20 protein-coding genes are annotated in these 25,190 nt (G+C 35.1%); 4 read left to right on the plus strand and 16 right to left on the minus strand.

Annotated features, from left to right (window positions below):
• Positions 1–21 precede the first annotated feature (21 nt).
• The 4 genes from JM81_RS00095 to JM81_RS00110 all read left to right on the plus strand — a co-directional run bounded on the left by JM81_RS00095 (position 22) and on the right by JM81_RS00110 (position 5,818).
• Complete coding sequence (locus tag JM81_RS00095; RefSeq protein WP_144800199.1) at positions 22–2,931, plus strand: glycoside hydrolase family 3 N-terminal domain-containing protein; 2,910 nt, start codon at positions 22–24, stop codon at positions 2,929–2,931.
• Positions 2,932–2,949: 18 nt separating this feature from the next.
• The gene (gene bshA / locus JM81_RS00100; protein WP_089261701.1) at positions 2,950–4,089 is read left to right on the plus strand and encodes an N-acetyl-alpha-D-glucosaminyl L-malate synthase BshA; all 1,140 of its coding nucleotides are present in this window, start codon (positions 2,950–2,952) and stop codon (positions 4,087–4,089) included.
• Complete coding sequence (locus JM81_RS00105; RefSeq protein WP_144800200.1) at positions 4,082–4,516, plus strand: hypothetical protein; 435 nt, start codon at positions 4,082–4,084, stop codon at positions 4,514–4,516. Before bshA ends, JM81_RS00105 begins: the two co-directional genes overlap by 8 nt.
• Positions 4,517–4,633: 117 nt before the next feature.
• Positions 4,634–5,818, plus strand: coding sequence for an OmpA family protein (locus JM81_RS00110; protein WP_261374912.1), 1,185 nt, complete (start codon positions 4,634–4,636; stop codon positions 5,816–5,818).
• Positions 5,819–5,922: 104 nt separating this feature from the next.
• Here JM81_RS00110 and JM81_RS00115 read toward each other — a convergent pair whose 3' ends face one another.
• From JM81_RS00115 to JM81_RS00190, 16 genes are all read right to left on the minus strand, one after another.
• Complete coding sequence (locus JM81_RS00115) at positions 5,923–6,597, minus strand: hypothetical protein (protein WP_144800201.1); 675 nt, start codon at positions 6,595–6,597, stop codon at positions 5,923–5,925.
• A complete protein-coding gene (locus tag JM81_RS00120) occupies positions 6,594–10,445 on the minus strand; it encodes a PQQ-dependent sugar dehydrogenase (RefSeq protein WP_144800202.1) in 3,852 nt (1,283 codons plus the stop codon). Before JM81_RS00120 ends, JM81_RS00115 begins: the two co-directional genes overlap by 4 nt.
• Positions 10,446–10,630: 185 nt before the next feature.
• Complete coding sequence (locus tag JM81_RS00125; RefSeq protein WP_144800203.1) at positions 10,631–11,611, minus strand: MraY family glycosyltransferase; 981 nt, start codon at positions 11,609–11,611, stop codon at positions 10,631–10,633.
• Positions 11,612–11,631: 20 nt separating this feature from the next.
• A complete protein-coding gene (locus JM81_RS00130; protein WP_144800204.1) occupies positions 11,632–12,540 on the minus strand; it encodes an NAD-dependent epimerase/dehydratase family protein in 909 nt (302 codons plus the stop codon).
• Positions 12,541–12,550: 10 nt separating this feature from the next.
• Positions 12,551–13,741, minus strand: a complete 1,191-nt coding sequence (locus JM81_RS00135) for a glycosyltransferase family 4 protein (RefSeq protein ID WP_144800205.1) — start codon at positions 13,739–13,741, stop codon at positions 12,551–12,553.
• Positions 13,713–14,846, minus strand: coding sequence for a non-hydrolyzing UDP-N-acetylglucosamine 2-epimerase (gene wecB / locus JM81_RS00140; RefSeq protein WP_144800206.1), 1,134 nt, complete (start codon positions 14,844–14,846; stop codon positions 13,713–13,715). The genes JM81_RS00135 and wecB overlap by 29 nt, the downstream gene beginning before the upstream one ends.
• 18 nt (positions 14,847–14,864) lie before the next feature.
• Positions 14,865–15,998, minus strand: coding sequence for an NAD-dependent epimerase/dehydratase family protein (locus JM81_RS00145; RefSeq protein WP_144800207.1), 1,134 nt, complete (start codon positions 15,996–15,998; stop codon positions 14,865–14,867).
• 10 nt (positions 15,999–16,008) lie between these two features.
• Positions 16,009–16,434 carry a hypothetical protein gene (locus JM81_RS00150; RefSeq protein ID WP_144800208.1) on the minus strand — a complete coding sequence of 142 codons (426 nt, stop codon included), beginning with the start codon at positions 16,432–16,434 and terminating at the stop codon, positions 16,009–16,011.
• Between the two features lie 3 nt (positions 16,435–16,437).
• Positions 16,438–17,442: a polysaccharide biosynthesis protein gene (locus tag JM81_RS00155; protein WP_144800209.1), complete on the minus strand. Its 1,005-nt coding sequence runs from the start codon at positions 17,440–17,442 to the stop codon at positions 16,438–16,440.
• 10 nt (positions 17,443–17,452) lie between these two features.
• Complete coding sequence (locus JM81_RS00160; RefSeq protein ID WP_144800210.1) at positions 17,453–18,670, minus strand: glycosyltransferase; 1,218 nt, start codon at positions 18,668–18,670, stop codon at positions 17,453–17,455.
• A gap of 9 nt (positions 18,671–18,679) precedes the next feature.
• The gene (locus JM81_RS00165; RefSeq protein ID WP_144800211.1) at positions 18,680–19,849 is read right to left on the minus strand and encodes a glycosyltransferase; all 1,170 of its coding nucleotides are present in this window, start codon (positions 19,847–19,849) and stop codon (positions 18,680–18,682) included.
• Positions 19,850–19,873: 24 nt separating this feature from the next.
• The gene (locus tag JM81_RS00170; protein WP_144800212.1) at positions 19,874–20,770 is read right to left on the minus strand and encodes a polysaccharide deacetylase family protein; all 897 of its coding nucleotides are present in this window, start codon (positions 20,768–20,770) and stop codon (positions 19,874–19,876) included.
• A 96-nt stretch (positions 20,771–20,866) separates the two neighbouring features.
• On the minus strand, positions 20,867–21,889 hold the full coding sequence (locus JM81_RS00175) for a hypothetical protein (protein ID WP_144800213.1): 1,023 nt from the start codon (positions 21,887–21,889) through the stop codon (positions 20,867–20,869).
• A gap of 59 nt (positions 21,890–21,948) precedes the next feature.
• Positions 21,949–22,983 carry a hypothetical protein gene (locus tag JM81_RS00180; protein ID WP_144800214.1) on the minus strand — a complete coding sequence of 345 codons (1,035 nt, stop codon included), beginning with the start codon at positions 22,981–22,983 and terminating at the stop codon, positions 21,949–21,951.
• A 146-nt stretch (positions 22,984–23,129) separates the two neighbouring features.
• Positions 23,130–23,999: a glycosyltransferase family 2 protein gene (locus tag JM81_RS00185; protein WP_144800215.1), complete on the minus strand. Its 870-nt coding sequence runs from the start codon at positions 23,997–23,999 to the stop codon at positions 23,130–23,132.
• Between the two features lie 5 nt (positions 24,000–24,004).
• Positions 24,005–25,138 (minus strand): O-antigen ligase family protein, encoded by a 1,134-nt coding sequence (locus JM81_RS00190; RefSeq protein WP_222430278.1) that lies wholly within the window; start codon positions 25,136–25,138, stop codon positions 24,005–24,007.
• Positions 25,139–25,190 lie beyond the last annotated feature (52 nt).

The following is a 25,190-nucleotide window of genomic DNA, read 5'->3' on the forward strand; positions in this document are numbered from 1 at the left end:
TATCTCATTACACATCGTACTATGCGCTTATTTTTAGTTATATTAACTGCTTGTTTTTATGGGTTTGTTGCCCATGCCCAAAATCCTTTGGTCACTGTAGACAGCCTTGCACAGCAACGTTGGGTAGAGGAGCAGTATGCCCAAATGAGTTTAGATCAAAAATTGGGTCAGTTGTTTATGGTAAGTGTTGCTTCAGATCAGAGCAAACAGTCAACCAATGCAATTAAAGATCTTATAGAAAAAGAGCATTTAGGAGGTGTCATTTTTTCTAAGGGCGGATCAGTTCGCCAAGCTAAACTAACCAATGAATATCAACGTGTTGCAAATATCCCATTGTTAATTGGGATGGATGCCGAGTGGGGTTTGTCCATGAGATTGGATTCTACATATGCTTTTCCATGGAATATGACTTTAGGAGCAATTCAGGACAGTACGATCGTGGAGAAAGTGGGGTATCAAATCGGTAAACATGCCAAAAGGCTTGGGGTCCATATTAATTTTGCTCCTGATCTGGATATTAATACTAATCCTGAAAATCCTATCATTGGAAACCGTTCGTTTGGTGAGGATCGTGATAATGTTGTCCAAAAAGGAATTGCTTTTATCAAAGGAATGGAGCGTGCAGGGGTCTTGGCAAATGGAAAACATTTTCCCGGACACGGTGATACCGCTGTAGATTCTCACCATAATTTACCGGTAATACCTTTTAACAAAGACCGTTTGGATAGTTTAGAGCTTTATCCATTTAAAAAGGTAATAGCCTCAGGATTAAGTAGTATAATGGTGGCACACCTTGAGGTTCCTGCCTTGGAGCTGAAAAAGGGTATGCCCTCCTCTATATCTGAACAGATTATCTCGGGACTATTGAAAGAGGATTTGGGGTATGAAGGACTGATATTTACTGATGCCCTTAATATGAAAGGTGTTTCTACCCAAGGTGCGGAAGGTGAGGTAGAATTAAAAGCCTTTATGGCCGGTAACGATATGTTGTTAATGCCGGAAAATATTGTAAGTGCCAAGAAGAAATTAACCAATGCTTATCAAAAAGGGAGGTTAACCGAACAACGTTTGGCATATTCGGTCAAAAAAATTCTTATGGCTAAATATAAGGCCGGTCTACAAAATTACAGGCCCGTGATCATAGATCGGCTGTATGAGGATTTGAACAGCCTGGAGAACGATATCATTTATGAAGAAGCTATAGAAAATGCCATTACCGTGGTAAAGAATAATATGAACCTTGTGGCCATTAAAAATTTGGACAATAAAAAAATAGCTTACGTAAAATCTGGCGATGCGGAAAACGATGCTTTTTTAAAAGCCCTTCAAAAATTTACAGAAGTAACGGTAGTTGAGGCAAATGACATTAATCAGTTAAAAATAAAACTAAAGGAATTTAATCTGGTTATCGTAGGCCACCATAAAAGCAATGAAAGCCCATGGAAATCATACAAATTTTCGGATAAGGAATTACGGGACTTACAGGAGATAGCCAATGAACGGACCTCTAATTTAATTTTATGTGTATTTGCAAAACCATATGCACTTTCGGCTATTGCAAATTTAGCAAGTGTAGATGCCGTTGTCATGGCGTATCAAAATAGTGATATAGCTCAGGAGAAAACAGCTGAAGTGTTGTTTGGGGCGGTTGGTGCATCCGGTAAATTGCCGGTTTCGTCACATAGGGAGTTTCCGGTCAATACAGGTATTAAGACCGCATCACTGAGTAGGCTAGGGTATAGCTTGCCAGAAAGGGTAGGGTTAAGTTCCAAAGGATTGGCCAATATAGACCGTATGGTCCAGGATGGTTTGGATAGTTTAATGTTCCCGGGTGCGCAAATATTGGTAGCCAGAAAAGGAAAGGTCGTCTATCAAAAAAGTTTTGGTAAACCTACTTATGATAGTAAAGAAAATATTACCAATGAACATATATATGATCTAGCTTCATTGACCAAGATACTGGCAACATTGCCCATGGTCATGAAAATGGAAGAAGAGGGAGCTATTGAACTTAATGATACTTTTGAGGAATTAGTCCCCAACTATTCTGATACGGAAATAAAGAACGTAACCGTTCTGAAGGCTCTTTCCCATTATGGACGTTTGCCCGCTTGGATTGCATTTTATATCGATACCTTGGACAAGGATAGGAAACCTTCCTCTGAATTTTATAGAACGGAACCTATGCCGGGTTTTTCTACAAAAGTATACGACCAGCTATATTTGACAGATGCTTATCAAGACAGTATATATAATAGAATTGGGAGACAAGACCTTAAGCCCAACAGATATCGCTATAGTGATGTTCCCTATTATGTCATGAAAAAAGTAATAGAAAAGAACTATGGCCAACCGTTAAATTTTTTAACGCAAAATTTTCTTTACGGCCGCCTAGGGGCAAACAAAACAACGTACAATCCTCTGGATAAGTTTAATAAGCAAGCCATTGTCCCTTCAGAGGAGGATAATTACTATAGGTACGGAACTGTGCAAGGCTATGTTCATGATATGGGAGCAGCCATGCAAGGTGGGGTTGGTGGTCATGCCGGGCTATTTAGCAATGCCAATGATGTAGCAAAAATTATGCAGATGTATTTACAAGATGGTTATTACGGGGGTGTTAAGTTTTTTGATTCCCGGACCGTTAAAAAATTCAACACCTGTTATTTTTGCGATAAAAACGTGCGTAGGGGCGTAGGTTTTGACAAGCCACAGTTAGAGCATAGCGGCCCAACATGTGGCTGTGTTTCCAGAAAAAGCTTTGGACATAGCGGTTTTACGGGTACTTACACATGGGCCGATCCAGAGGAGGAAATTGTATATGTTTTTTTATCGAACAGAACGTATCCGTCTGCTTCCAATACCCTTTTAGTTAAATCTGGGTTAAGAACTAGAATTCAACAAGTTATTTACGACTCAATTTTAAATTAAAAAGGTAATTTTGCTATGATGAAAATAGCAATAGTATGTTACCCTACCTTTGGCGGTAGTGGCGTTGTAGCAACAGAATTAGGAATTGCCCTGGCCAATAGGGGACATGAAGTCCATTTTGTTACCTATAAACAACCCGTTCGTTTAGAATTATTGAACAATAGGATTTTCTTTCATGAGGTCCATGTACCGGAGTATCCTTTATTTCATTACCAGCCCTATGAGTTGGCGCTATCAAGTAAACTGGTAGATACTATTAAATTACATAAAATAGACTTGTTGCATGTGCATTATGCCATTCCGCATGCTTATGCGGGCTATATGGCTAAAAAGATGTTAGAAGAAGAAGGTATTTATGTGCCTATGATTACGACCTTACATGGCACGGATATTACCTTGGTAGGCAAGCATCCTTTTTATAAACCTGCCGTAACCTTTAGTATTAATCAGTCTGATGTTGTAACCTCCGTATCTGAAAGTCTAAAGAAAGGCACTTTGGAAATTTTTGATATTAAGGGTGAAATTGAAGTGATTCCTAATTTTATAGACACTAAAAAATACAGTACTTCCTTTACCGATTGTCAACGGTCAAATATGGCCAATGATGATGAACGTATTATTACCCATATCAGTAATTTTAGAAAAGTTAAAAGAATTGCAGACGTAGTAAAGGTATTTAGCAAGATTCAACTATCCATACCTGCTAAATTGATTATGGTAGGTGAAGGGCCGGAAAAAGAGGGAGCGGAACGTTTATGTGAAGATCTGGGCATTGCGGAGAAGGTTATATTCCTTGGCAATAGCAATGAGATAGATAAAATTTTATGTTTTTCGGATTTGTTTTTATTGCCTTCCGAAACAGAAAGTTTTGGTCTTGCGGCATTGGAGGCCATGGTCAATAAGGTGCCGGTAATTTCCAGTAATGCCGGTGGTATACCTGAAGTCAATAAAGATGGTGTAAGCGGTTTTCTTAGTGAGGTTGGTGATATTGAAGATATGGCCTCTAAGGCACTTACTATTTTAAGTGATGATGAAGTGTTGGAAAGATTTAAGAACAATGCGGTAAAAGAAGCCCATAAGTTCGATATTCAAAAAGTCTTGCCCTTATATGAGGAGGTATATCAAAGAGCTTATAAAGGACGGTTTAACAATGCTTAAATCTATATTGATTACCGGCAGTTTGGCTTTTTTCTTCTTGCTGTCCTGTAAAGCACAACAAAGTACTGCAAATACGGATTCAACAACCATGGAGATTTTGGTAAAGGATAATTATGGTGGACATAACACAGAACAGTTTTTGGTCATCAAAGATCAAAGGTCGCTCTCTGAGTTTTTTGGAGTTTTCAATAGAACAAGGAAACCAGGACTGCCAATACCAAAAATTGATTTTAGTAAGGAGCTGGTTATCGTATGGAGCCCGGGGGAAGAAAATGTAAATTCCGGTTTAAAAATTAAATCACGTACAGGTAAGAATCTCATCTTGCGAAAGACAAAGTCTAAAAAGAATACGGAATTGACTGCAATAACCAGACCCGTAACCGTCTACAAACTCCCAATTCATGCGGAATCTGTTGTCATAGAATAAGATTTCACCGGTAAATTGCGGATTTTCAACATACTATCGATTTATAATGTTGTTCATAGTACTTCTATAAAGAATTCAATTCTTTCTCTTAATTTTACACCTTAACCCAAATTAATTATGATGAAAACTTCAAAACTTTTAACTTTTTTGGTTTTACTAGGCTTTGGTTTTTCTGCCTTTGCCCAAGATGAATTACAAATTACTTCCAAGGATAGCATTGTTCAAAGTTCTTGGATTGTTGGTGTTGGTTTAAATGCCGTAGATGATTCAGGAAATGTGTTCGATGGTATTTTCAATGTTGGACAGGAATGGAATATAGTACCTTATCCTTCTCGCGTAAGCATTGGAAGATATTTTAAAAATGGTCTAGGGGTTGAAGCTATAGGATCGTATAACAGATATATGAAGGGGAATACCATAGATGAGGAGATTATTCTAGAAGATATACCTTATTATGCCTTTGATGGTAGGGTAACCTATGATATAAATAAAATTATAGGTCAGACCGGATGGTTTGACCCCTATATTGGAGTTGGTGTTGGTTATACCGATGCCAATAATGAGGGTAGGGGAACCTATAATGCCGTTGTTGGGTTTAGAACGTGGTTTTCTGACCGTTGGGGACTAGATTTTAACTCAACTGGTAAATGGGCCATGACGACCAGTAATGAGGTTACCAACCATATACAGCACGCCGCAGGTGTGGTTTACCAATTTGGTATTGAAAAAGGGCTTTCTAAACGCGGTGAGGAAAAATTGGCGCTTATGGCCGCTATTGAAAAAGAAAAGCAACGCCAAAGAGATTCTATCAATGAAGTCAATAGACTAAAGGAAGAGGCATTATTGGCAGCCCAATTGAAAAAGCAAAAAGAGGAAGATGCACTTGCCGCTGCGGAGAGGGAAAGATTAGACGAGCTTAATCGTAAGAAGCAGGCTATAAAGTCAAGAATAGAGCAATTGGGCAATGTTTATTTTGATTTGAACTCCTCATATGTAAACAATGATTCCAAGAAGGTTTTAGATGCAATGGCGGAAATTTTTGAGGAAATACCGACTTTAAAATTAAAAGTTACATCTCATACGGACTCTAGAGGTACTTCTACATATAATGATTGGCTTTCAGAGCGTAGGGTCACTAGAACAAAGGAATATTTATTAAGTAAAGGTGTTGCACCTGAAAGAATAATGACAGAAGCTTTTGGAGAACAACGCTTGTTGAATGAATGTGATGACAATACATATTGTCCAGCAGAGAAACATGCGGTCAACAGAAGGTCAGAATTTGAGGTTGTGGAATTTTAAAAATAATTAAAAAGAAAAACCCCGTTCATTATAAAATGTGCGGGGTTTTTTATTTTCAAAAATTGTAGTTTAATTAAGGGGTAAATAAATTTTTTAATACATTTTTAAGCTACCGTAAATGTAAATATTGGTGAAGTTGATTCGTTACCATTACTATCCTTGGTAACTACTTTCCAGTAATACACTTTACCAGAAGTAACTTCAATGGCATCAAATCTTGTTTCAAGAATATCTGCTGCAAAAATTTCTGGGTCATCTGTTTCCCCAAAATAAAGGTCATGACCAATAATGTCATTATCCTCATCTTCCGATTGCCATATTAAATTAACCGTTGTACTCGTTTGGGATATTGTAGCGCCAGATACAGGTGAAATGGCTATGGCAGGTAATGGAATGGTAGATGCCACGCCAGGGCCAGCATTATAAAAATTCCAGGTTTCACTGCTTGTGTTCAATTTACCTGTTACGAACCATGAGTAAACTACTCCACGATCTAAAATAATTGCCAATTCCTGCTCATTGCTATCGTATGTTTCTGTACTAGCGGCCAAGACATTGGTTAAATGAACGGTATACGGACTAGAATTATTTTCATCAAGCCATTTAAAAACTAATTCGCTCTGTGTGTCAGAGACTATGGTGCCCTCTGTACATTCCGAATCATTTTCTGGAAAGGTTAAAGCTATGGTCTGATCAGTGCCCAGTATATCCAGAACATCTAAATCTACTCCACAGGAAAAACAGGTAGCGATCAATAAAAAAAACAAGCTTTTTCTCATGACTTAATAAGCTTGAAAGATTTATCCAATTGTTCATTTTTTAATTTTAAAAAATAAACTCCCGTTACCAAATTACTTGTATTCAAGGTTATAATTTTTGATTCTACCGGATATGTTTCTACAGAAATCAATTGCCCCGCTTCAGTATATATTGCGATATCTATAGTGTCTGAAGTTAATGATTTCAAATCAATGTTAAGTACATCTTCTACCGGATTAGGATATATGAGAAACATATTTTCCAAAATAACGGTTTCTTCAAAAATACCTTGACATAGTTGATTAGAGGTTACCTTAATTATATTGACATCTTCATATAACGGCAAATTAATTTCACTGTTGGTGGTTACCATGCTCTTACCATTTACTTCAACGGTATATTCATTACCACCCCGCATTTTAAGTGCTACACTATTGGTTATGTTATCAACATCTAATTGCACTTGTAACGGTTCTGGTTCTACAATTGTAAACTTAGAACAATTTACATAATCTGGAAAATTAATGGATGTGATACATAAGTCATACGAACCATTTGCTAAATTGGATATTGTAAGTTCTTCTGAAAAAGGCAGAACTATTTCCTCTACCGGACCCGTAAGGGTGGCTATGAAATTATCTGTGTTTTTGGATTGTATAATTAAGGAACCGTTATTTAAATCTATACAGGTGGCCCCATTGGTAGTTATTCTAAATTGATCGTTGTCATAGTTGGAAAGCGAACATCCGTTTTCATCTACCGTTGCACCTGCCGGTGTATTTGGACATTGATCAACATCGTCATTAATGCCATCATTATCTCCATCAAGCGGCGGTATTGGGCATCCATTAGAATCTACTGGTTCTCCTTCAGGGGTATCCGGACATCCATCATTGACATCTATTACACCATCATTATCACTATCTAAAGGAGTTTGAACGGTGCAGCCATTTTCATCCACTACATCTCCGGATGGAGTATTGGGGCAATCGTCGTTTGCATCATTTACACCATCATTATCACTATCTAATTGGTTTAAGGAGCATCCATTTTCATCTACCGTATTTCCTTCCGGGGTATTAGGACACGTATCTACATTATTGAACACCCCATCATTATCACTATCTAATTGACTAGAAGAACATCCATTGACATCCACAGCTTCACCATCTGGGGTATTTAAACATAAATCATCAATATTGGCAACCCCATCATTATCGTCGTCCAATTGGCTCTGTGAACAACCATTGGCGTTTACGGTTTCACCATTTGGTGTATTGGGGCAATTGTCATTTGCGTCTATGACACCATCGTTGTCCGTATCATTTGACGTTGTGCCCTGAACTATAATTTCTAAATTTTCCGTACAGCCTTGCTCGGTCTCGAAGGTATATGATCCGGAAAGTGCAGTGTTCATAGAGCCTAAATCATAATCCCCATTAACTGTGGTGCCATTTGGCAATAAAATGGTGAAGTTTACACCATTTGGTAATATGCTTAAAAGTAATTCATCGCCTTCATTGACCGTAATTGAATTGCTGCCACTATCAAACACTCCGTTTACCCTATATTCAGGTATAATACTATCTTCAGTACAAAAATACTCACTCCAGATCGCAATATTGTTGGTACTTAAATTTCCGGCCGTGCCAAAATTTCCACCAACGATGAGCTCAGAGCCATTGTTGGTAAATGCCAAAGAATTTACCCTAACATCTACACCCACATCGGTATTGGGTCCTAATGCTTCCCACCCGTTTGCTGCACTCCATCTAGAGAGGTTGTTCACTATTTTATCTACGTTTCCGTTATCACTTGCAGTGTCAAAAGTTCCGCCTACATAAACATAGGAGCCATTGGATACAATAGCATTAACATTACCGCTTAAACCGTTACCAAGCGCTTCCCAAGATTGGTTGGTCTTATTGTACCTGGCAATTCTGTTGACCGTATTACCACCAGCAATAGAAAAGTTTCCACCAACATATAAATAATTGCCAGATGATTCGATTGCTTGCACAAATCCACTGGTACCCGTACCAAGAGCAGACCAGTTAGTGCCATTCCACTGGGCAATTCTTGCCGCAGAAACCCCACCGGCCGTGTCAAAATTACCACCAACGTACATCATATTGTTATCGTCAAATGTAATAGACCTAATTTCATTATTGGTTCCTGCAATACCTGTAGAAGCATCGACCAACGTACTCCAAACATTATTTTCCCATTTGGCAATATTGTTGGCGGTAAGTCCTCCAGCATCTGTAAAGGTACCGCCTGCATAAAGGGCACCTGTTGCATCTGTCTTTATTTTTAGGATAGGTCCATTGGTGCCCGTTCCTACCGCAGCCCAGGATGAACCGTTCCATCTGGCAATATTATTGGCGGATATTCCCCCTATTGTCGTAAAGTCACCAGCGGCATAAACCGTACCATCCGGTGCCACATCTATGGAGTAAATTATACCGTTACTACCATTTATGGATGCTTGCCATTCATCTGAAGCGTTAAGTACGGCCAGGTTATTAACACCAATTCCACCTGCTGTACTAAAATTACCTCCCACATATTTCATTTCCGCTGGGGATTCTGCAATTGTTTCCACTATGCCGTTTGTACCGGAGGTGATTGATTTCCATTCGCCAATACCATTAACCGGTGTGGTTACAGGTCCCGTAACCGTTTCCGTTAATTTATAAACTTTTACGCTGGATCCATAATCCGAAAAGTACAGTTCACCTGCTTCATCTTCTCCAAAACTGGATATGTATTGTCCACTGGTCTGGAACAACAATTCATTACTTGTACTCCCATTACTAGCATTATAACTTAGTGCCCAAACCCTTCCGGAAATATAATCGGCATAGATGTATTTATTTTGAAGACTTGCGCTTGTTAGTGAACCATTATACACGTACCCTCCTGTTATTGAAACATCAGAGGCACTATGGTCGTAGAAAAATATAGGTTTAATATCTGGTGATGTGGATAAAGTGGTCGTTCTTCCATAACTTGGTTCTGAATTGGCCTCAAACTTGTTCCAACCATAATTGCCGCCACTCGTAATCAAATTTATCTCTTCATAGGAATTTTGACCAACATCCGCACCCCATAATCTGCCGTTATCATCAAATGAAAATTTCCATGTATTCCGTATACCCCATGCATAGAGCTCATCTAACCCTGATTGACCTACTCTTGGATTGTTTGAGGGTATCTCATAGCTACCATTGGGAGATTGGGTGTTGTTACCATCTATATCAACATCTATGCGCAATATTTTACCAAAAGCAGAATTTAAATTCTGGCTGTTTCCTTGTGGATCAGCGGCGCCACCACCATCGCCAACGGAAATATAAAGATAACCGTCAGGACCAAAAGCAATTTTACCTCCATTATGGTTAGAATCACCTTGATTTTTGGTGTACTGGGCAAGTACCAAACCTGAATTTGGATTAATTCTATTTGGGTTGGAGCTATCGACTTGATAGCGTGCTATGTTAATTCTATAATTGCTGGGACGGTCTATATAGTAAATATAGATATATCCGTTAGATGCATAATTTGGATGAAATGCAAGACCTAAAAGTCCTATTTCTTGACCAACACTATAAGTAACAATGGAACTGACATCTAAAAACGTGGATAGTTCGCCTGCGGATACATTGGCCCTGTTAGGGAACACTTTTATGATACCCGGCTGTTCCACAACAAATAAACGATTTGTACCATCGTTACTGTTCTGGATCTCTACCGGAAAATTAAAATTTAGATTGGTAAAAGCTTCTTGATAAGAAACTTGAGCATTTATCTTAACAACAAAAAATAAAACTAAAATTCCTATATAACTTGAAAAACAATTTTTCATTAAACTTAGTTGGGGGTTGTAATATATACGCTCACTTATAAGTTTTGGATCATAATTAAAAACCAATAATCTACTTGTGTGATTAAGGACCCGCAAGATATTACAATATTAGCTCATTCACCAAAAGTTTAATGACTAAAAAAGTTCTGTATTAATAAGTATGTTTAACCCTATAACAACAAGATTTATAGGTGTTTAGCTTTCGTGTTTAATTTTTGTTTAACGATTATATAAATAATGGATACTATTGCCACCGGAAGCATAAACAAAAGAAAAGATGAATAGCCATTTGATATCAATAGATAGGCTATTAAGTTAAAAATCAATTGCATTACAAAATAGGATGTTGAAACTACTAAATGGTTCATACCGTGGTCATTGGCCAATACTTGATATAAATGTCTTTTATGAGGCTTAAAAATATTCTCCTTTCTTATCAATCGTTCAATAATTGTAAGTCCACCATCTATGATATACATAGCTAAAATCAAGAATATGAGTGGGTTATTTGTTTTAAGATAAAAACTTAAAACAAAATATATAATGGAAAGTCCTATGCTTATACTTCCTATATCACCAGCAAAGCATTTAGGTTTTTTTCTATAGTTAAAAATACCGAATACTAGAGTAGCTATGCTTAATATTACTAGTAACTCCGTTTGCACAAAAGGTATGTAAAAGATATTCAGAATTAAAAGTATACCGTAGGTTACCAATGTATTTAAAAAAGTAATTCCATTTATACCATCCATAAAATTATAAATGTTCAAAAACCCTATTGAGAATATATATACACCTATAATGGTAAGCAGGGAGTAAAGACTAAAAAGTTCAAGCGAGTAGAAGACAAGGCTAAAAGCAAGAATATGGACCAATATACGCACCTTAGAGGACAGACTGATCATGTCATCTATAAAACTAATAATAGCCACCAAACTAATGGCAGCCAATACATATGTAAACGGCGGATTCAATTGTTTAAACCAAATGGCATAAAGTATAAACGCAAAAAATATAATTATACCACCACCTCTTATGGTAGGGGTTACATGGGAACTTCTATTATTAGGTTTATCAACAATATTGAATTTGTCCGCTATTTTAAGGTATATCAACTCTAAAGCAAGAAGAATTATTCCTAGGATTATGTATGGGGTTATATTCATGGTCTGTGTTATAATTGAGCTTAGTTAAGCCAATACTGTTTATTGTCTAAAATTTGTCTAGAACTATAGCCAGCGGTTCTAGCTTTTGAATCATTAAAGGTTAAACTTTTATTGATTTTATCCAGTTTTAAACTATCAATTGGCGGGGATATTGAAAATAACTTTTTAATAATATCACCGCATAAGGCAATGGGTTTTATCACGTAATATGGTATAGCGTATATTTTTTTTACTCCGTATTCTTTTGCAATAACTCCAGAAAGTTCTTTAAAAGACGGGTCATGGCCATCAGTTAAATGATAAATGTTAGGTTGTTTTATTAATATGGGCAATGCCATTGAAATATCATCAACCAAAACCATAGATTTTTTAGCATTACCTTTTCCTATATTAAAGTAAAATCCTTTTTGTATTCCATGAATCATACTTTTTAAATTTCCCTTTGGATTTCTACCTATAATTAATGGCAATCTCAGTATGGTGGCACCTACCTCGTTTATCTTTGCCCAAGCAAGTATTTCATTTTCTGCCATTACCTTACTTTTTCCATAAGGTGTAGTGGCTTTTAAAGGATAGTCTTCATCAATACCCTGCCCATGGTCAAGACCGTATACAGCTACCGTACTTATGAAAATTAGATTCTTTGGCGGCATAACCAGATTTTTTAAAAGGTTTTTTGTGCCCTCAAGGTTAACATCATAGAACAGCTTTTCTTCTGCGTGAGTTTTTGGTATTACATGGGCTTTACCGGCGGCATGAATTACAAGATCATATTTGGTATTCAAAGGCTTATTGAAAGTTGCCAAATCTGCAATTATGTCATTTTCTTGAGAACGTCCTATTGTTTCTACATGGTGGCCCATATTTGTAAAATGTTGCAAAATGTTAGCACCTAAAAATCCTGTAGCTCCGGTCAATAATACATTCATACCGTTCCTATTAAAAAAGTTTACTGAATTTATTCAGTATTATTTCCTTGGCATAAAGTTCTTCTGCCAATATACGTGCTTTATCACTTTTTAATTGATAATCTCCAGTGCCGCTATTCACTATTTCAATAATTACTTGTTCTATTTCCTTGGTATTACCCGCTTGTGCAAACCAACCTATATTGTGTTCTGATATCAATTGGTGAATTTCTGAATTAGGGTCGCCAATATATAATATTGGTTTTCCTGCTGCCAATAAGTTATAGCATTTGGAAGGAACACCCAATCCAAACATATGCTCCGTTAATGATATAACGCCAATTGTAGCTTTTGCCATAAACTCATTTTGTTGCTCTCTAGGTAGCCATCCCAATTTCCGAACATGATTTAGCGTGTGTGATGATATAAAATCCGCGATGGATTTTTCTACAGCCCCCGAACCTATAAATGTAAAGCTGTAATTATAGTTTTTTGTGGCCAATAGTGCATTGAGCAGTACATCTAATCCTTGTAACCTTCCTAAATTACCTGCAAAAAGAAAATTTGGAATTGTATTTGGCAAATCATTTTTTTGGATATTAACGGTATCTGCCCAATTTTCAATTATTGTAATTTTTGAAGCTCCTTTAGTTTTTTCCAAAAATAACTTTTTCATGTCCCTGCCCAGAACAATCAATGTATCCATTTTTAAATACGCTTTTTTAAAAATGGATCTTAACAACTTATAGACAATAGATGTATTTGATTTCAGTACCCCTGCAATGATTAAATTTTCAGGAAAAACATCATGGACCAAAAGTTTAATGTTCCATGATTTTTTTCTAATGTAAAAACTTGATAGAACAAAGAGAATCAAAGGATTGGTGACCATTAATATTTCACTATTGGCCGGAATATGTTTTTTCATCAATCGCATCATTTTCCAACTAGTGGAAAAGACACCATAAATTCTAGAGAAAAAATTATTCTTGTTATAGTTAACGTAATTACCCCTTATGATTTGAATATCTTCCAAATTCGCGGTGGCCTTATATTCTTTTTCCTCATAGAATTCAGGACCGGCTATTACGGTTACCTTGTTGGTTTTGGCAAGTTCCTTAGCAATTTCTGTCATAATATACCCTGTAGATATTGTTTCAGGGTAAAAAAGCTCAGAAACTACAAATAGTTGTTTATTTTGACCAGACAACTCTATTGACATAACCTGTATATGAAATTATTATTCGTACCATTTTTTCCGAAACATTGGGCATGGAATAATCACTTACCTGTCTAAAATTTCTATTAGGATTACGTTGTTGTTTGTTCAATGCGGCCAAGCCTTGCATAATTCGTTTAGGCTCAAGGCCTACCATCATTACCGAACCTTCTTCCATAGCTTCCGGTCTTTCATGGGCCTCTCTAATATTAAGGGCCCTAAAATTCAAAATCGATGATTCTTCGGAAATGGTTCCACTATCAGACAGAACCGCGTATGAGTTCAACTGTAGAGCATTATAATCAGAAAATCCTAATGGTTTTAAAAATTGAATAAGTTTATGGGTTTCCAATTGTTTTGCGTCTAACATGTTTCTAGTCCTTGGGTGGGTAGAAACTATGATGGGATATTGATATTTTTCCGCAATTTGATTCAAGGAAGTAATTAACCCCTCAAAATTCTTTGGGTTACTTATATTTTCTTCCCTATGCGCAGATACCACAAAATATTTATCTTTTTCAAGCTTAAGTTTTTCCAATACTTTGGAAGCTTCGATCTTGGGTGTAAATTGGGTAAGTACCTCGTACATAGGACTTCCGGTCTTTATAATACGATCTGCAGGAAGCCCTTCCCTTAAAAGATATTCTCTAGCAATGTCACTGTAAGTTAAGTTTACGTCAGCAACATGATCAACGATCTTTCTATTGGTTTCCTCCGGTACCCGTTGGTCAAAACATCTATTGCCGGCTTCCATATGAAAGACAGGTATCTGTCTTTTCTTGGCGGGTATGGCACAAAGGCAGGAGTTGGTATCTCCCAATACCAAAAATGCATCTGGTTTAATTTCTTCGAGCAAAGGGTCGATCTTAATAAGGATATTACCTACCGTTTCCGTTGCATTTTTTCCAGCGGCATTCAAAAAATGATCAGGTTTCCTAATTTCAAGGTCTTCAAAGAAAATTTCATTTAACTCGTAATCATAATTTTGACCGGTATGAACTAAAATATGTTCAATGGCATCACTAGCATCCAATGCATTCAAAACACAGGCTAGTCTAATTATTTCAGGTCTTGTGCCTACTACGGTAAGTACTTTTAGTTTTTCCAAAATTGTATGTTTATATTTTTAAACGTTTTCAAAATAGGTATCGGCATCTTCCGGGTCATATGGTTCATTGATCCAAAATAGTGTAATCAATTCTTCGTCCCCTATATTTTTTATGTTATGGGTATACCAAATGGGCATATCTACATAAGCAGGTTCTGTTCCGTCCAGATAGTAATCAATAACTTCATCCGTGCCAATTTTTCTTAGTTGTATCAATGCTTTTCCACTTATCACCGCAAAGCGTTCCGCCTTTCTTGTGTGAAAATGATTTCCCCTTGTAATGCCGGGAACGGTAGTGGAGAATGAAAATTGACCGCTGGTATTGGTTTTTGCTATTTCCACAAAACTTCCCCTTGGATCGGTATGTTTTGTATATTTTACAGGATAATGATCTATAGGAACATAGCACCTAAAGGTGTTGAACAAGGCTTTTTCAAATTCATCTTCCAAATTAGGAAAGATGCCTTTTTCCATATAGTTGTTCTTAAAACCAGTAATCAAGGATAGTAGTTCAGAAACTTTTTTCTTGCTTGTTGGTTCAATGTTCAGCTCATAACTGTTGGCACCAATTTTTTTCTTTTTCTCATCAGAATGGATACCGTCTATTATAATTTGAACTAATTCGTTGACATAAATTAAGGATACCTCTCCATCATTTATTATTTGTGGTTGCTCCCCGTGTGTTACCTTATAACAAAAAGTAGCAACTACAGAATTGTAATTTGGTTTTCCAAAGGGTCCAAATACATTGGGTATAGTGAGCGAGGTTAATTTTCCTTGACCTTTATTGGCCCATTCCATTAGTCTATTTTTGCCTTCTTTCTTGGATTTACCATAAAGATTGTCCTTGGATTCTTGCGTAGATGAAGAAAACAAAATATGTGGCTCATGATCGGTATTAACGCAAGCGGCTATCAACTTTTCAACCAATTCTATATTGGTATCATAAATTACTTGTTGGTCGTCATGACGGTTCATAGCGGATAAATGAACAATAGTATCACATTGCGATACAAAATTTTCTAAATCCTTTGTGTTTTCAAAATAGGAGCGTTGAAACGGAATTAATTTTATCTTGTCACTTAATGATAATGTTGTAAATAAATGATTTCCAACAAATCCGTTCTGACCTGTAATACCAATTGTCTTCATTTTCTCTCTTTTAATTTATAAATGTCCAATGTTCTACCGGAAATCTATAATCGTCATTTTTAGAATCCTCTAAACTGTAATTTGAAAATACGGTAATCTTGGAATTTTTCTCTAATGCCCTAATACCTGTTGCATAACCACCAGGTAAAGCTAAAAAGCATGGTTTACTATTTTCCAAGACTATTTTTTGAGGTACCAATAGGGGAGAAGAGGCCTTAAAATCAGCTACTTTAACAATGTTGATGTTAAAACTACCTTGATTGCAATAAAACCATTTTTTTTCAAATTGATGTCCTTGCCATGCCCTTATCAATTCTGTTGAGGCTGGGCAAATTTCATACATTCTGACAATTTCTGCCATATCAAGACTATTGAAGAACTTTATGGTTCCCCTTTCGTCCGTATGTATTGCACCATCATATATAGTATGTTCCATGAACTATAACTGTTCTTTTATATAACTAAGATTCAATAATAAGTTTTTCAATGAATCATTGGTCAATTGATCGGTATTATGTGAATGATAATCTTCAATAGTACTAACATCGGTTTCACCTTCAGAGAAATATCTGCTGTAATTTAGATCTCTGTTATCTGCCGGAATCCTGTAAAATTCTCCCATATCTTCCGCTTTCTGCATTTCTTCCCTGGTACACAAGGTTTCATATAATTTTTCACCATGCCTAGTACCTATAATTTTTATTGGATTGTCCGCATTGAATATTTCCTTTATGGACTGTGCCAAGTCACCGATCGTACTGGCAGGAGCCTTATTTACAAAAAGATCACCTTGATTACCATTGGTAAACGCAAAAAGAACCAAATCTACGGCATCTTCAAGGGACATTAGAAAACGTGTCATTTTAGGGTCTGTAATGGTCAGCGGCAGGTTTTCTTCAATTTGTTTTACAAATAATGGAATGACCGAACCTCTTGAAGCCATTACGTTACCATATCTTGTAAGACAAACAATGGTTTCGTTATTTGGAATATTCCTAGATGCGGCAACGGCAACTTTTTCCATCAATGCCTTACTGATACCCATTGCGTTGATTGGATATGCCGCTTTATCTGTACTTAAGCAAATAATGCGTTTTACTTTATGGGCTATTGCGGCATCAATAGTATTTTGGGTTCCAAATACATTGGTCTTTGTAGCTTCAAGTGGAAAAAACTCACAAGAAGGAACCTGTTTTAATGCAGCGGCATGAAAAACATAGTCTACACCGCTCATGGCGTTATAAATACTATTATAATCCCTTACATCACCTATATAGAACTTTATTTTATTGTTCTTAAGGGTGTTTCTCATATCATCCTGCTTTTTTTCATCTCTACTAAAGATTCTAATTTCTTTAATATCGGTTTCTAAAAAACGGTTTAGAACAGCGTTTCCAAAAGAACCTGTACCACCAGTAATCAATAAAGTTTTGTCTTTAAACATAAAAGTATTTTTAATTGCCCAATAAGGGTTGGTATAGTTTAATATATTCTAAATATTGTTTTTGCTTATTAAATTTATCTACCGCCATTGTAACACAATGTTCTTCAAAATGAGATTTACCTAAATCCTTAACCTGTGTTATAGCACTTACTGCTTCTTTGAGATTGCCTTGTTCGACGACCATACCTGTTTGTTGAGTAACGGATTCAACGCTACCTCCGGTCTTATAGGTTATAATTGGCGTGCCACAGGACAAAGCCTCTAAATTTGTGGTAGGAAAGGTATCGGCATATGTTAAATTTACATAGACATCTGCCAAAGTATATAACTCTGCAAGTTCCTCTACATTGCTTGTTCTAGGAATGGCAATCACATTATCAGGTAGCATTTCTGCCTGCTTTTTCGTGACACCGACCATTACAATAGCATACTCATTGGAAAGCATTTTTGCCAAATCTATGAAATCACAAAACCCTTTGCCTTTATCCCACACACTACAAACTCCTAAAACAACGAATTTATTTTTTAAATTCAATGTTTTTTCCAGTTCCGGATTTTTTCTAGGTTTAAATATTTCTTGGGAAACTCCATTTGGAATTACTTTAATCGTGTGTTCCTTCAGAAATGATTGGTTTACCAAGTTGGCCAACCAACTAGATGGAGTAACAATGGTCAAGTCTTTTGGATAATTGAACAATCTTTTTTTATCCTTGTAATTTTGTTTTGATCGGTCTAATAAAACCGAATTGGGATATGTGTTGGTTTGTGGGCACGAGTGACATTGCGTTAACCATTTGGTGCAGCCCACATGTTCAAAATGCGTACAATGACCCGTTATTGCCCATGCATCATGAAATGTCCATACTACGGGAATGTCAGCATCTTTTAAAAAACTAAAAAGTACCTCAATATTTATATAATAACCATGAAGGTTATGTATTTGAATTAGATCGGGCTTAATTTCCTTGATTTGGGATACTAATTTTTGAGTCGCTTTTTTTGAGGAAAAGCAATGGTCGTCAAATAACCGTGTTGATAAAACATGGGTATAAATATCTAGGTTATTCCCAATTCTTATGACCGATGAATTACTTTTACTTTCTGGCTGCCTGCCATAGGCAATATAGCTTTCATTGCCAGATTCCATTATTAAATCACCAATATCATTGGCAATTTTACCAGGAGAGGCATAACCAATAGTTGTATTTATTTGTAGAATTTTTTTCATTTAAATAAATTAAACAATTGGCGCATTTTGTTGGGCTAGGTCTAAAAACACCTTTTCCTGAAAATATGGGTTATAATACTCATCTATAATTTTATAGCAATTAATTGCAATTTCATCTGTTTTTAGTGGATGTTTAATTAACCAAGTTTTTATTTGTAGATACATATCATCAAGATTATTTTCTTCAAACAAACACCCGTTCATACCATTTTCAATAGCTTCTGCTTCTGGCATTTGATTTGCGTAATTCATATGGGTACAAACAGGAGTTCCATAACTTAATGAATGTATAGCGGTTAAACCAACATTACCAGGAGAAACACAAAGATCGGATTTGCTTAACAACCTACCCATAATATTTTCATCATAGCAACTACCATAAAAATGATATGTACCATCTTTGAGTATATTTTGGGCCAAATTTTCCAAATCTTCTCGTTCTGTACCATCACCGATTATTAAAAGATTTAATTCTATTTCTTGCTGTAACCTTTTAACGGTGGTCAACAACGTATCCAATCTTTTAATTTTTGTAAGTCTACCGGTAAACACTAATGTGGGAATTTTGGTAGATTTAAAAAAAGGAAAAACTTCTTCTTTGGATAAATTTTTTAATTGCTCCCTCTGGCTTTTATGATAATCATAAGTTAATGAATTAAATAGTACATGAATAGTAGATGGTTTTAGTCCATTGTTAATCAATAAACCTTTGGATCTTCTTTCATAAACTAATTGAGAATTGGCTAGCTTATAAAACAATACCCTTATAAACCGTTTAATTGTTCCTTCATTTCCATAGAGGCCGTGGCCTCTAAAAGCTACCGGGATTCCTCTAAGCCTACATATTATTGCACCGATCCAATTAGAGATAATCAAAAATTCTCCCAAAAGAACTATCAAATCGGGTTTCTTTTTTAGCATGCATTTTGAAATAATACCTTTTTGCCAAACCAAGTATTTACTTTTTATCCAAATGTTCTTTATGTTAACATCAATATGGTTTTTGTATGGCTTATATTTTTCAGTACTAAAATCTACTGTTTTAATTCCAAGATTTTGATTTTCCCCACATGAAAAAAACAAGTTGAACTCCTCACTTTTTAATAATTGATATATCATAGGCTCCATATAATGCGGAGCTATGTTATTTATAAAGTGTATGGTAGGTTTTGAATTCATTTCTTAGAAACTATAATTTTCTAGTTATTTCCAAATTGCTGGAAGGAAATTATTTTGAACATTGGCCCCATCAATACTTTTTTTCATAAAATGTTTGATGTGGTTTAATTTCCACCCACCAATAATATGGTCTCTCCGTGGAATAAATTCATTTTCCTTTATAATACTCCCATCACTTATGTGAGCACCTCTTACGCCAGATGAACAAGAATGGTATCCAGTTTTAAATACCATATCATAAGCATCTTTGGTAAAGTTGGAAAACCCTCCGTAGGTATATGCAAAATGAGGGATGTCTCCACAAGAAGCGGTCAATATAGATTTACATTGGTTTAAGTTGTCCTCGAATTCGTTTAAAGTCAATTTAGCAACATCTTCATGGTTCATTGTATGTGCTCCAATTTCATGACCTTGTTTCAATAGGGTATCCAGGTCTTTCCAACTTAAAAACTCTACAGGTGGCATATCCAATCTAGTCTTGCAAAATTCAGCTGCCTTGCTTACCGAATCAATGCCAATAGAATTGGGATTTACGAAAAAACAGGCTTTGGCTCCATAATTATTCAAAATTTCCGCAGCTTTCAAATTACTTTTAAGACCATCATCTGAGCTAAAGGAAATATAGGGTTTGTCAATATTGCCGGAAAGTACTTTTTTAATAGCATCAGTATGTGATAAAAAAGTGTGCTGTTTTGAAAGTAATTTTAAAAGTTGGTCAAAATTGGTTTCCTCATCCTCAAAAATATGATGTATGTATAAAAAATGTACTCTTGGAGTTTTAAATACCTCCTCAAAATCTACATTGCGTTCTTTTAAAGAAATGATATTTAATGCTACATTACGGGCAAAACTTCTTAATTGAGCTTTTTTGGACTGCGCCCAGTAATTTTGTAATTCTTCTAGTTTGGTTATGTAGTGCATTTTGATCGTAATTATATACTAAACGGATGAACCTAAGTAATAGTATGAATTATTTTAAGGATTGAAAAGTAAGTCTTACCGTGTTTAATAAGCAGGTTAACTTAGGTCGCACAATAGGGATTTACCATCATATTTTTTTACGGCTTCCAAAAAAATATGAACGGCATCTAAAGATTGCTTTCCATCTGCAAAACCAATGATTCCAAATTTGAAATATTTCATAGTCCAATTGTCTTTTTCAAATTGTTTGATAGATACCCAATTCTTTAAATCTTTTGTAATATATAAGTGTGCATTATTATCCAGAACACCGGGGCCAATTTCTCTTGTTGTTGTGGCAAGATAGGTAGTATCGTCTATCTTTTTTGTATACCATGCGGGTCCCATTAGTTTTTGACCAATTTCAATGGTTTCTGTCTTCCTGTCGAAAATAATATGATGAGACGGTTCTATTGGACTATCCATTAGCCAATGGACCTTTTCCTTGGTGAATATTATACTACATGTTCTGTATTTTTGTTGTCCGTCACCAATCTTTTTTACTTCTGTGAAATCTTTATTGGCTACTAACAGCCAACTTTCATCCTTGAAATCTCCGGTACAAACCCATATTTTGTCAGTATACTCATCGTAATAACAGCCATGTACATGTTTTATACTTTTTTCTGGAAATGTATAAATTTCTTTCCATGATAGCCCGCCATCAATACTTCGGTAAACAGGTACCGTTGTCCTTTCATTATTTGCACCATATTCGCCAAAATAGATATATCCTTCTGGAGTACTATTTATAGATTGGTGCATTACATTTCTACAGTTCCTTAATTTAAGGGTTTCTCTTAAAGCTTTGGTGCTACTGTTATAGTGATAAACAACACCTTGTCTAATAAGTATTAAGTTGTTCTTATGATAAAAAACATTGCATTTATCCAGTCTTAACAGTCTTCGTGTAATTCTAAACAGCCCAAAAACTCTTTTAAAAATATTTTTTTCAGGTAGTTTGAAGCTTACTTCCTTTTCGTCTGTTTTTATATATATAGTTCTGTATCTGGAGGAGATTAAGGTGTCTTGTTCTGCAAAATGAATGATTTCCCTATTACTCTGCTGTATAATTTTCATTTTGTAAAATGAGTTGTGGTTGTTAGCTAAAAATTAGTTTCGGTAATGTTAATGGTCAATCATTTTTTAACCCCAATTTTAGTCGCAACCCTTAAAAGGCTCTGCTTAATTTTTTTAATATATTCCGTTTTATGATTTTTAGGGTTTAGCATCATATTTTCAGCATAGGAAACGTAGTCCTCATGATTTTCAAATTCAAATTTATTGTTTACAATTGCATTGAACATTCTTTCAAAACCTAAACCTTTTTCATTAGGTAAATGCCAAATCGTTCTGTGAACATCTTTTGGATCTATATTTCTATAATAGTTGTGGTTTGTCCACATACGTTTAATATGTTCATCGAGACCTCCTATTAATGCTTTGTATTTGTAATAAAAATAGGACAGTACATGGGCTTCTTCATTAAACCTAAGTTCGTCATTTTTGAACCTTGTAATTAATTGTTGAAACAAAGCCGGAAAATCTTGAGCTACTTTTTTAACGAATTTTCCGCTGCACAATAATACTTCACCACCAGAATAATAGGGTGGTTCAGTGCTGGAAATTCCAAATTCATTGAATAATTCTTTTAATTGATATCCATTAAGACCGTTTATGCTATATTTTAAATCTCTATTGACAACATAGGTTAGCGCCATTCCATTTTTGTCCAATTTTTCAAATAAAAAATCACAGGATTCGCGGAATATACAATCAGAATCTAGCATTAAAAAATTATCCGTATCACCAATACTTTTTGATAATTCCTCAATTATGGAAAATTCAAAAAATTGGTTTCTAAAGGTGTTGAAGTAACCGTTGGGCAGGGGATATTTATTTTTGACTGTAACTACCTCTATATTATTTTCTTGAAAAAAAGTTTCAATATTAAAGCCATTAACCAATGGTAAATTGGCAGTATTGGTGAACAAAATATGCTTGTGTTCTTTATGGAATAACAAAGATGTCTTAAAGAAAACAATCACGCATCGCCAATAAATGGCTTGAAATTCTGGCGAGTTACTTGCTGCTTTTACACTGTTGTTTGGATATTTAGATTTCTCTTCTTCACTATCCAAATATACCCAAGTGGAAATTATTTTATTTTTCAAAATAGATTAGTTTCAAGATTTAACGTTTGAAATGCAATTTTGTTTTAATACCTCAATGCATCAAATTTTCTAGTAAGTTCAAATTTCAGAGAAACATTTATTTGTTTCTTTCTAAAATTTATATTCAAAGCCTTATTGATTAAAAATTACCTGCTTTTATGAAATTTTGTGTACAATGCAGGAAAAACTAATTTTATAAGACTTGAAGTAATAAAGAAGGGAACTCGTATTGGAAAATGATTTTTCATTAAATTTAAATTAGACCTAGAGTCTATACCCGTAGGATTGTTCAGATGCCTTAACCGCTTTTTAAATGACATTTTCGCGAAGCCTTCATAAAGGTAAACATGTTCATTCTCGCAAACACCACAAAAATTTGGCATAATAACTACCGGTAATTTTTTCTTGACCGCCCTTAAAGTATAATCATAATCTGCTACACCGTGAATATAGTCAGTAGATAAAATGCCAATCTGCTTGACTACATTATTGGAAACAAACATAATATTTGCATTGCCCAATTCACATTCCTGTATATTGCCGTTTGGTATAAGATGTTGATATTTTAACATGAACTTATTCAACAATTTAGCTCCACCATACGTGAGTTTATTTGTATGTGGGTCCATAGTAGACCCTAGATATATGCCTCCAATACCATATTTATTAATTACTTCTTGGTGCGTATCCAATAAATTGCTAAATAATTTTGTATTAACTATGGTATCATCGTTTAGAAGAAAAAATATATCATAATCTTTTTTTAATGCTTCGTTCCAAGAATTTCTCATTCCGCCGGCCCAGTATAATTGGCCATTGCCTAGTAAAATAGTAGCTTCTGGATATTTACTTTTAACACTTTCCGCAGTGCCATCTGTGGAACCATCGTCCGTTAAATATATACTTAGAGAAAATTTTTGTTCATAACCGTTATAGGCTGTATAAAGGGCTTCTAAAGATTTTAGAGTTTTTTCCTTCCTGTTAAAACAAGTAAGTAATACTGCTATATTTTGCATAAAAATCAAATAGTGTGATCATCTGTTGTAATAGATTCCAAAGTTTTGATTCTACCATTTATAGCTCCTTGAAACATACAGAAAAAAGTAAATAATTCTAAAGAACCCTCCATAATTGGTTCTACGAAGAATTGTAACATAAAACCCATGGTGTAAACTAAAACTTGATTTTTAAACGCTAAATTTTCTAATTTATTCTGTAATAGACTAAATGTGTTTTTAAGGGATATTATTGTATATATTATTAGTAATATAAATGAAATTATTGTTCCTGTTCTGGCTACATCTAACCATAAATTATGAGATAATCCAAATTCTTTAACATTCCACCCTAAAGGTTCTTTAAATAAATATTCTATGGATAATGCCCATCTTTGAGTACGTCCACCTGCCGTGGCAGCCCCATACTCTTTACTTTCCATCCTACCGGCATATGCACTTAAAAGATCGGAATTGAAATCCAAGTTTAAATATGAAATCATCACATTTGTAATTACCAATACCCCAATTACAATCAATATTTTATTCTTTGCCGATACTGAAGTAAATAAAAATAAAATACTAGCGATAAGGGTAAGTAAACTTATTATAATTTGAGTTCTACTCCCTAATCGCAAAACACAAGCTATTGAGGCTATATAAATGGCAATAAGTATAATGTTATATAGCTTTTTTCTTGTTTTAAAAGAAAATAATAATATTGCCGGTATACACATATTAGCAAATAAATACACTGCGGTACCTGTTGCATTTTGCGTATTTCCCCAAATGGAGGGCACATCCCTATCCAATGCTATAAAACCATAGTTAATTATGTTTGACAATACGGATATTAGCGCAATACTTGAATAAATAACGGCAATAATTAAAAAAAGGTTACTAAGATCATTACTATCTTTGAATTTTGATGAAATATGCTTTCCCAAAAGGTAAAAAGAAAATGGGAATACGGCATATATTCCTATATATTGAATACCGCTAGTTGGGTCAAAAGCATAAAATGTTGCGTAGATTAACGAAAACAATAATAATACTGTACTAGATTTATCGGTTAGTTGAAATATATCTTTGCCTAAAAAAACTAGATAAATTAAAAGAAAATACCCAAATATAAAACCATAATGCATTGGGTCTATCATGTAACCACTAAGTAGAATAAATGGGACTAGACCCATCTTTTTAATTAAATGC

Source organism: Maribacter sp. MAR_2009_72 (assembly GCF_007827235.1).
Lineage (GTDB): Bacteria > Bacteroidota > Bacteroidia > Flavobacteriales > Flavobacteriaceae > Maribacter > Maribacter sedimenticola.

Excerpts from the sequence above, each read along its gene's own strand:
- JM81_RS00095 (WP_144800199.1), top strand. The coding sequence starts at position 22 with ATGCGCTTATTTTTAGTTATATTAACTGCTTGTTTTTATGGGTTTGTT.
- bshA (WP_089261701.1), top strand. The coding sequence starts at position 2,950 with ATGAAAATAGCAATAGTATGTTACCCTACCTTTGGCGGTAGTGGCGTT.
- JM81_RS00105 (WP_144800200.1), top strand. The coding sequence starts at position 4,082 with ATGCTTAAATCTATATTGATTACCGGCAGTTTGGCTTTTTTCTTCTTG.
- JM81_RS00110 (WP_261374912.1), top strand. The coding sequence starts at position 4,634 with ATGATGAAAACTTCAAAACTTTTAACTTTTTTGGTTTTACTAGGCTTT.
- JM81_RS00115 (WP_144800201.1), bottom strand. The coding sequence starts at position 6,597 with ATGAGAAAAAGCTTGTTTTTTTTATTGATCGCTACCTGTTTTTCCTGT.
- JM81_RS00120 (WP_144800202.1), bottom strand. The coding sequence starts at position 10,445 with ATGAAAAATTGTTTTTCAAGTTATATAGGAATTTTAGTTTTATTTTTT.
- JM81_RS00125 (WP_144800203.1), bottom strand. The coding sequence starts at position 11,611 with ATGAATATAACCCCATACATAATCCTAGGAATAATTCTTCTTGCTTTA.
- JM81_RS00130 (WP_144800204.1), bottom strand. The coding sequence starts at position 12,540 with ATGAATGTATTATTGACCGGAGCTACAGGATTTTTAGGTGCTAACATT.
- JM81_RS00135 (WP_144800205.1), bottom strand. The coding sequence starts at position 13,741 with ATGTCAATAGAGTTGTCTGGTCAAAATAAACAACTATTTGTAGTTTCT.
- JM81_RS00145 (WP_144800207.1), bottom strand. The coding sequence starts at position 15,998 with ATGAAGACAATTGGTATTACAGGTCAGAACGGATTTGTTGGAAATCAT.
- JM81_RS00150 (WP_144800208.1), bottom strand. The coding sequence starts at position 16,434 with ATGGAACATACTATATATGATGGTGCAATACATACGGACGAAAGGGGA.
- JM81_RS00155 (WP_144800209.1), bottom strand. The coding sequence starts at position 17,442 with ATGTTTAAAGACAAAACTTTATTGATTACTGGTGGTACAGGTTCTTTT.
- JM81_RS00160 (WP_144800210.1), bottom strand. The coding sequence starts at position 18,670 with ATGAAAAAAATTCTACAAATAAATACAACTATTGGTTATGCCTCTCCT.
- JM81_RS00165 (WP_144800211.1), bottom strand. The coding sequence starts at position 19,849 with ATGAATTCAAAACCTACCATACACTTTATAAATAACATAGCTCCGCAT.
- JM81_RS00170 (WP_144800212.1), bottom strand. The coding sequence starts at position 20,770 with ATGCACTACATAACCAAACTAGAAGAATTACAAAATTACTGGGCGCAG.
- JM81_RS00175 (WP_144800213.1), bottom strand. The coding sequence starts at position 21,889 with ATGAAAATTATACAGCAGAGTAATAGGGAAATCATTCATTTTGCAGAA.
- JM81_RS00185 (WP_144800215.1), bottom strand. The coding sequence starts at position 23,999 with ATGCAAAATATAGCAGTATTACTTACTTGTTTTAACAGGAAGGAAAAA.
- JM81_RS00190 (WP_222430278.1), bottom strand. The coding sequence starts at position 25,138 with ATGATAGACCCAATGCATTATGGTTTTATATTTGGGTATTTTCTTTTA.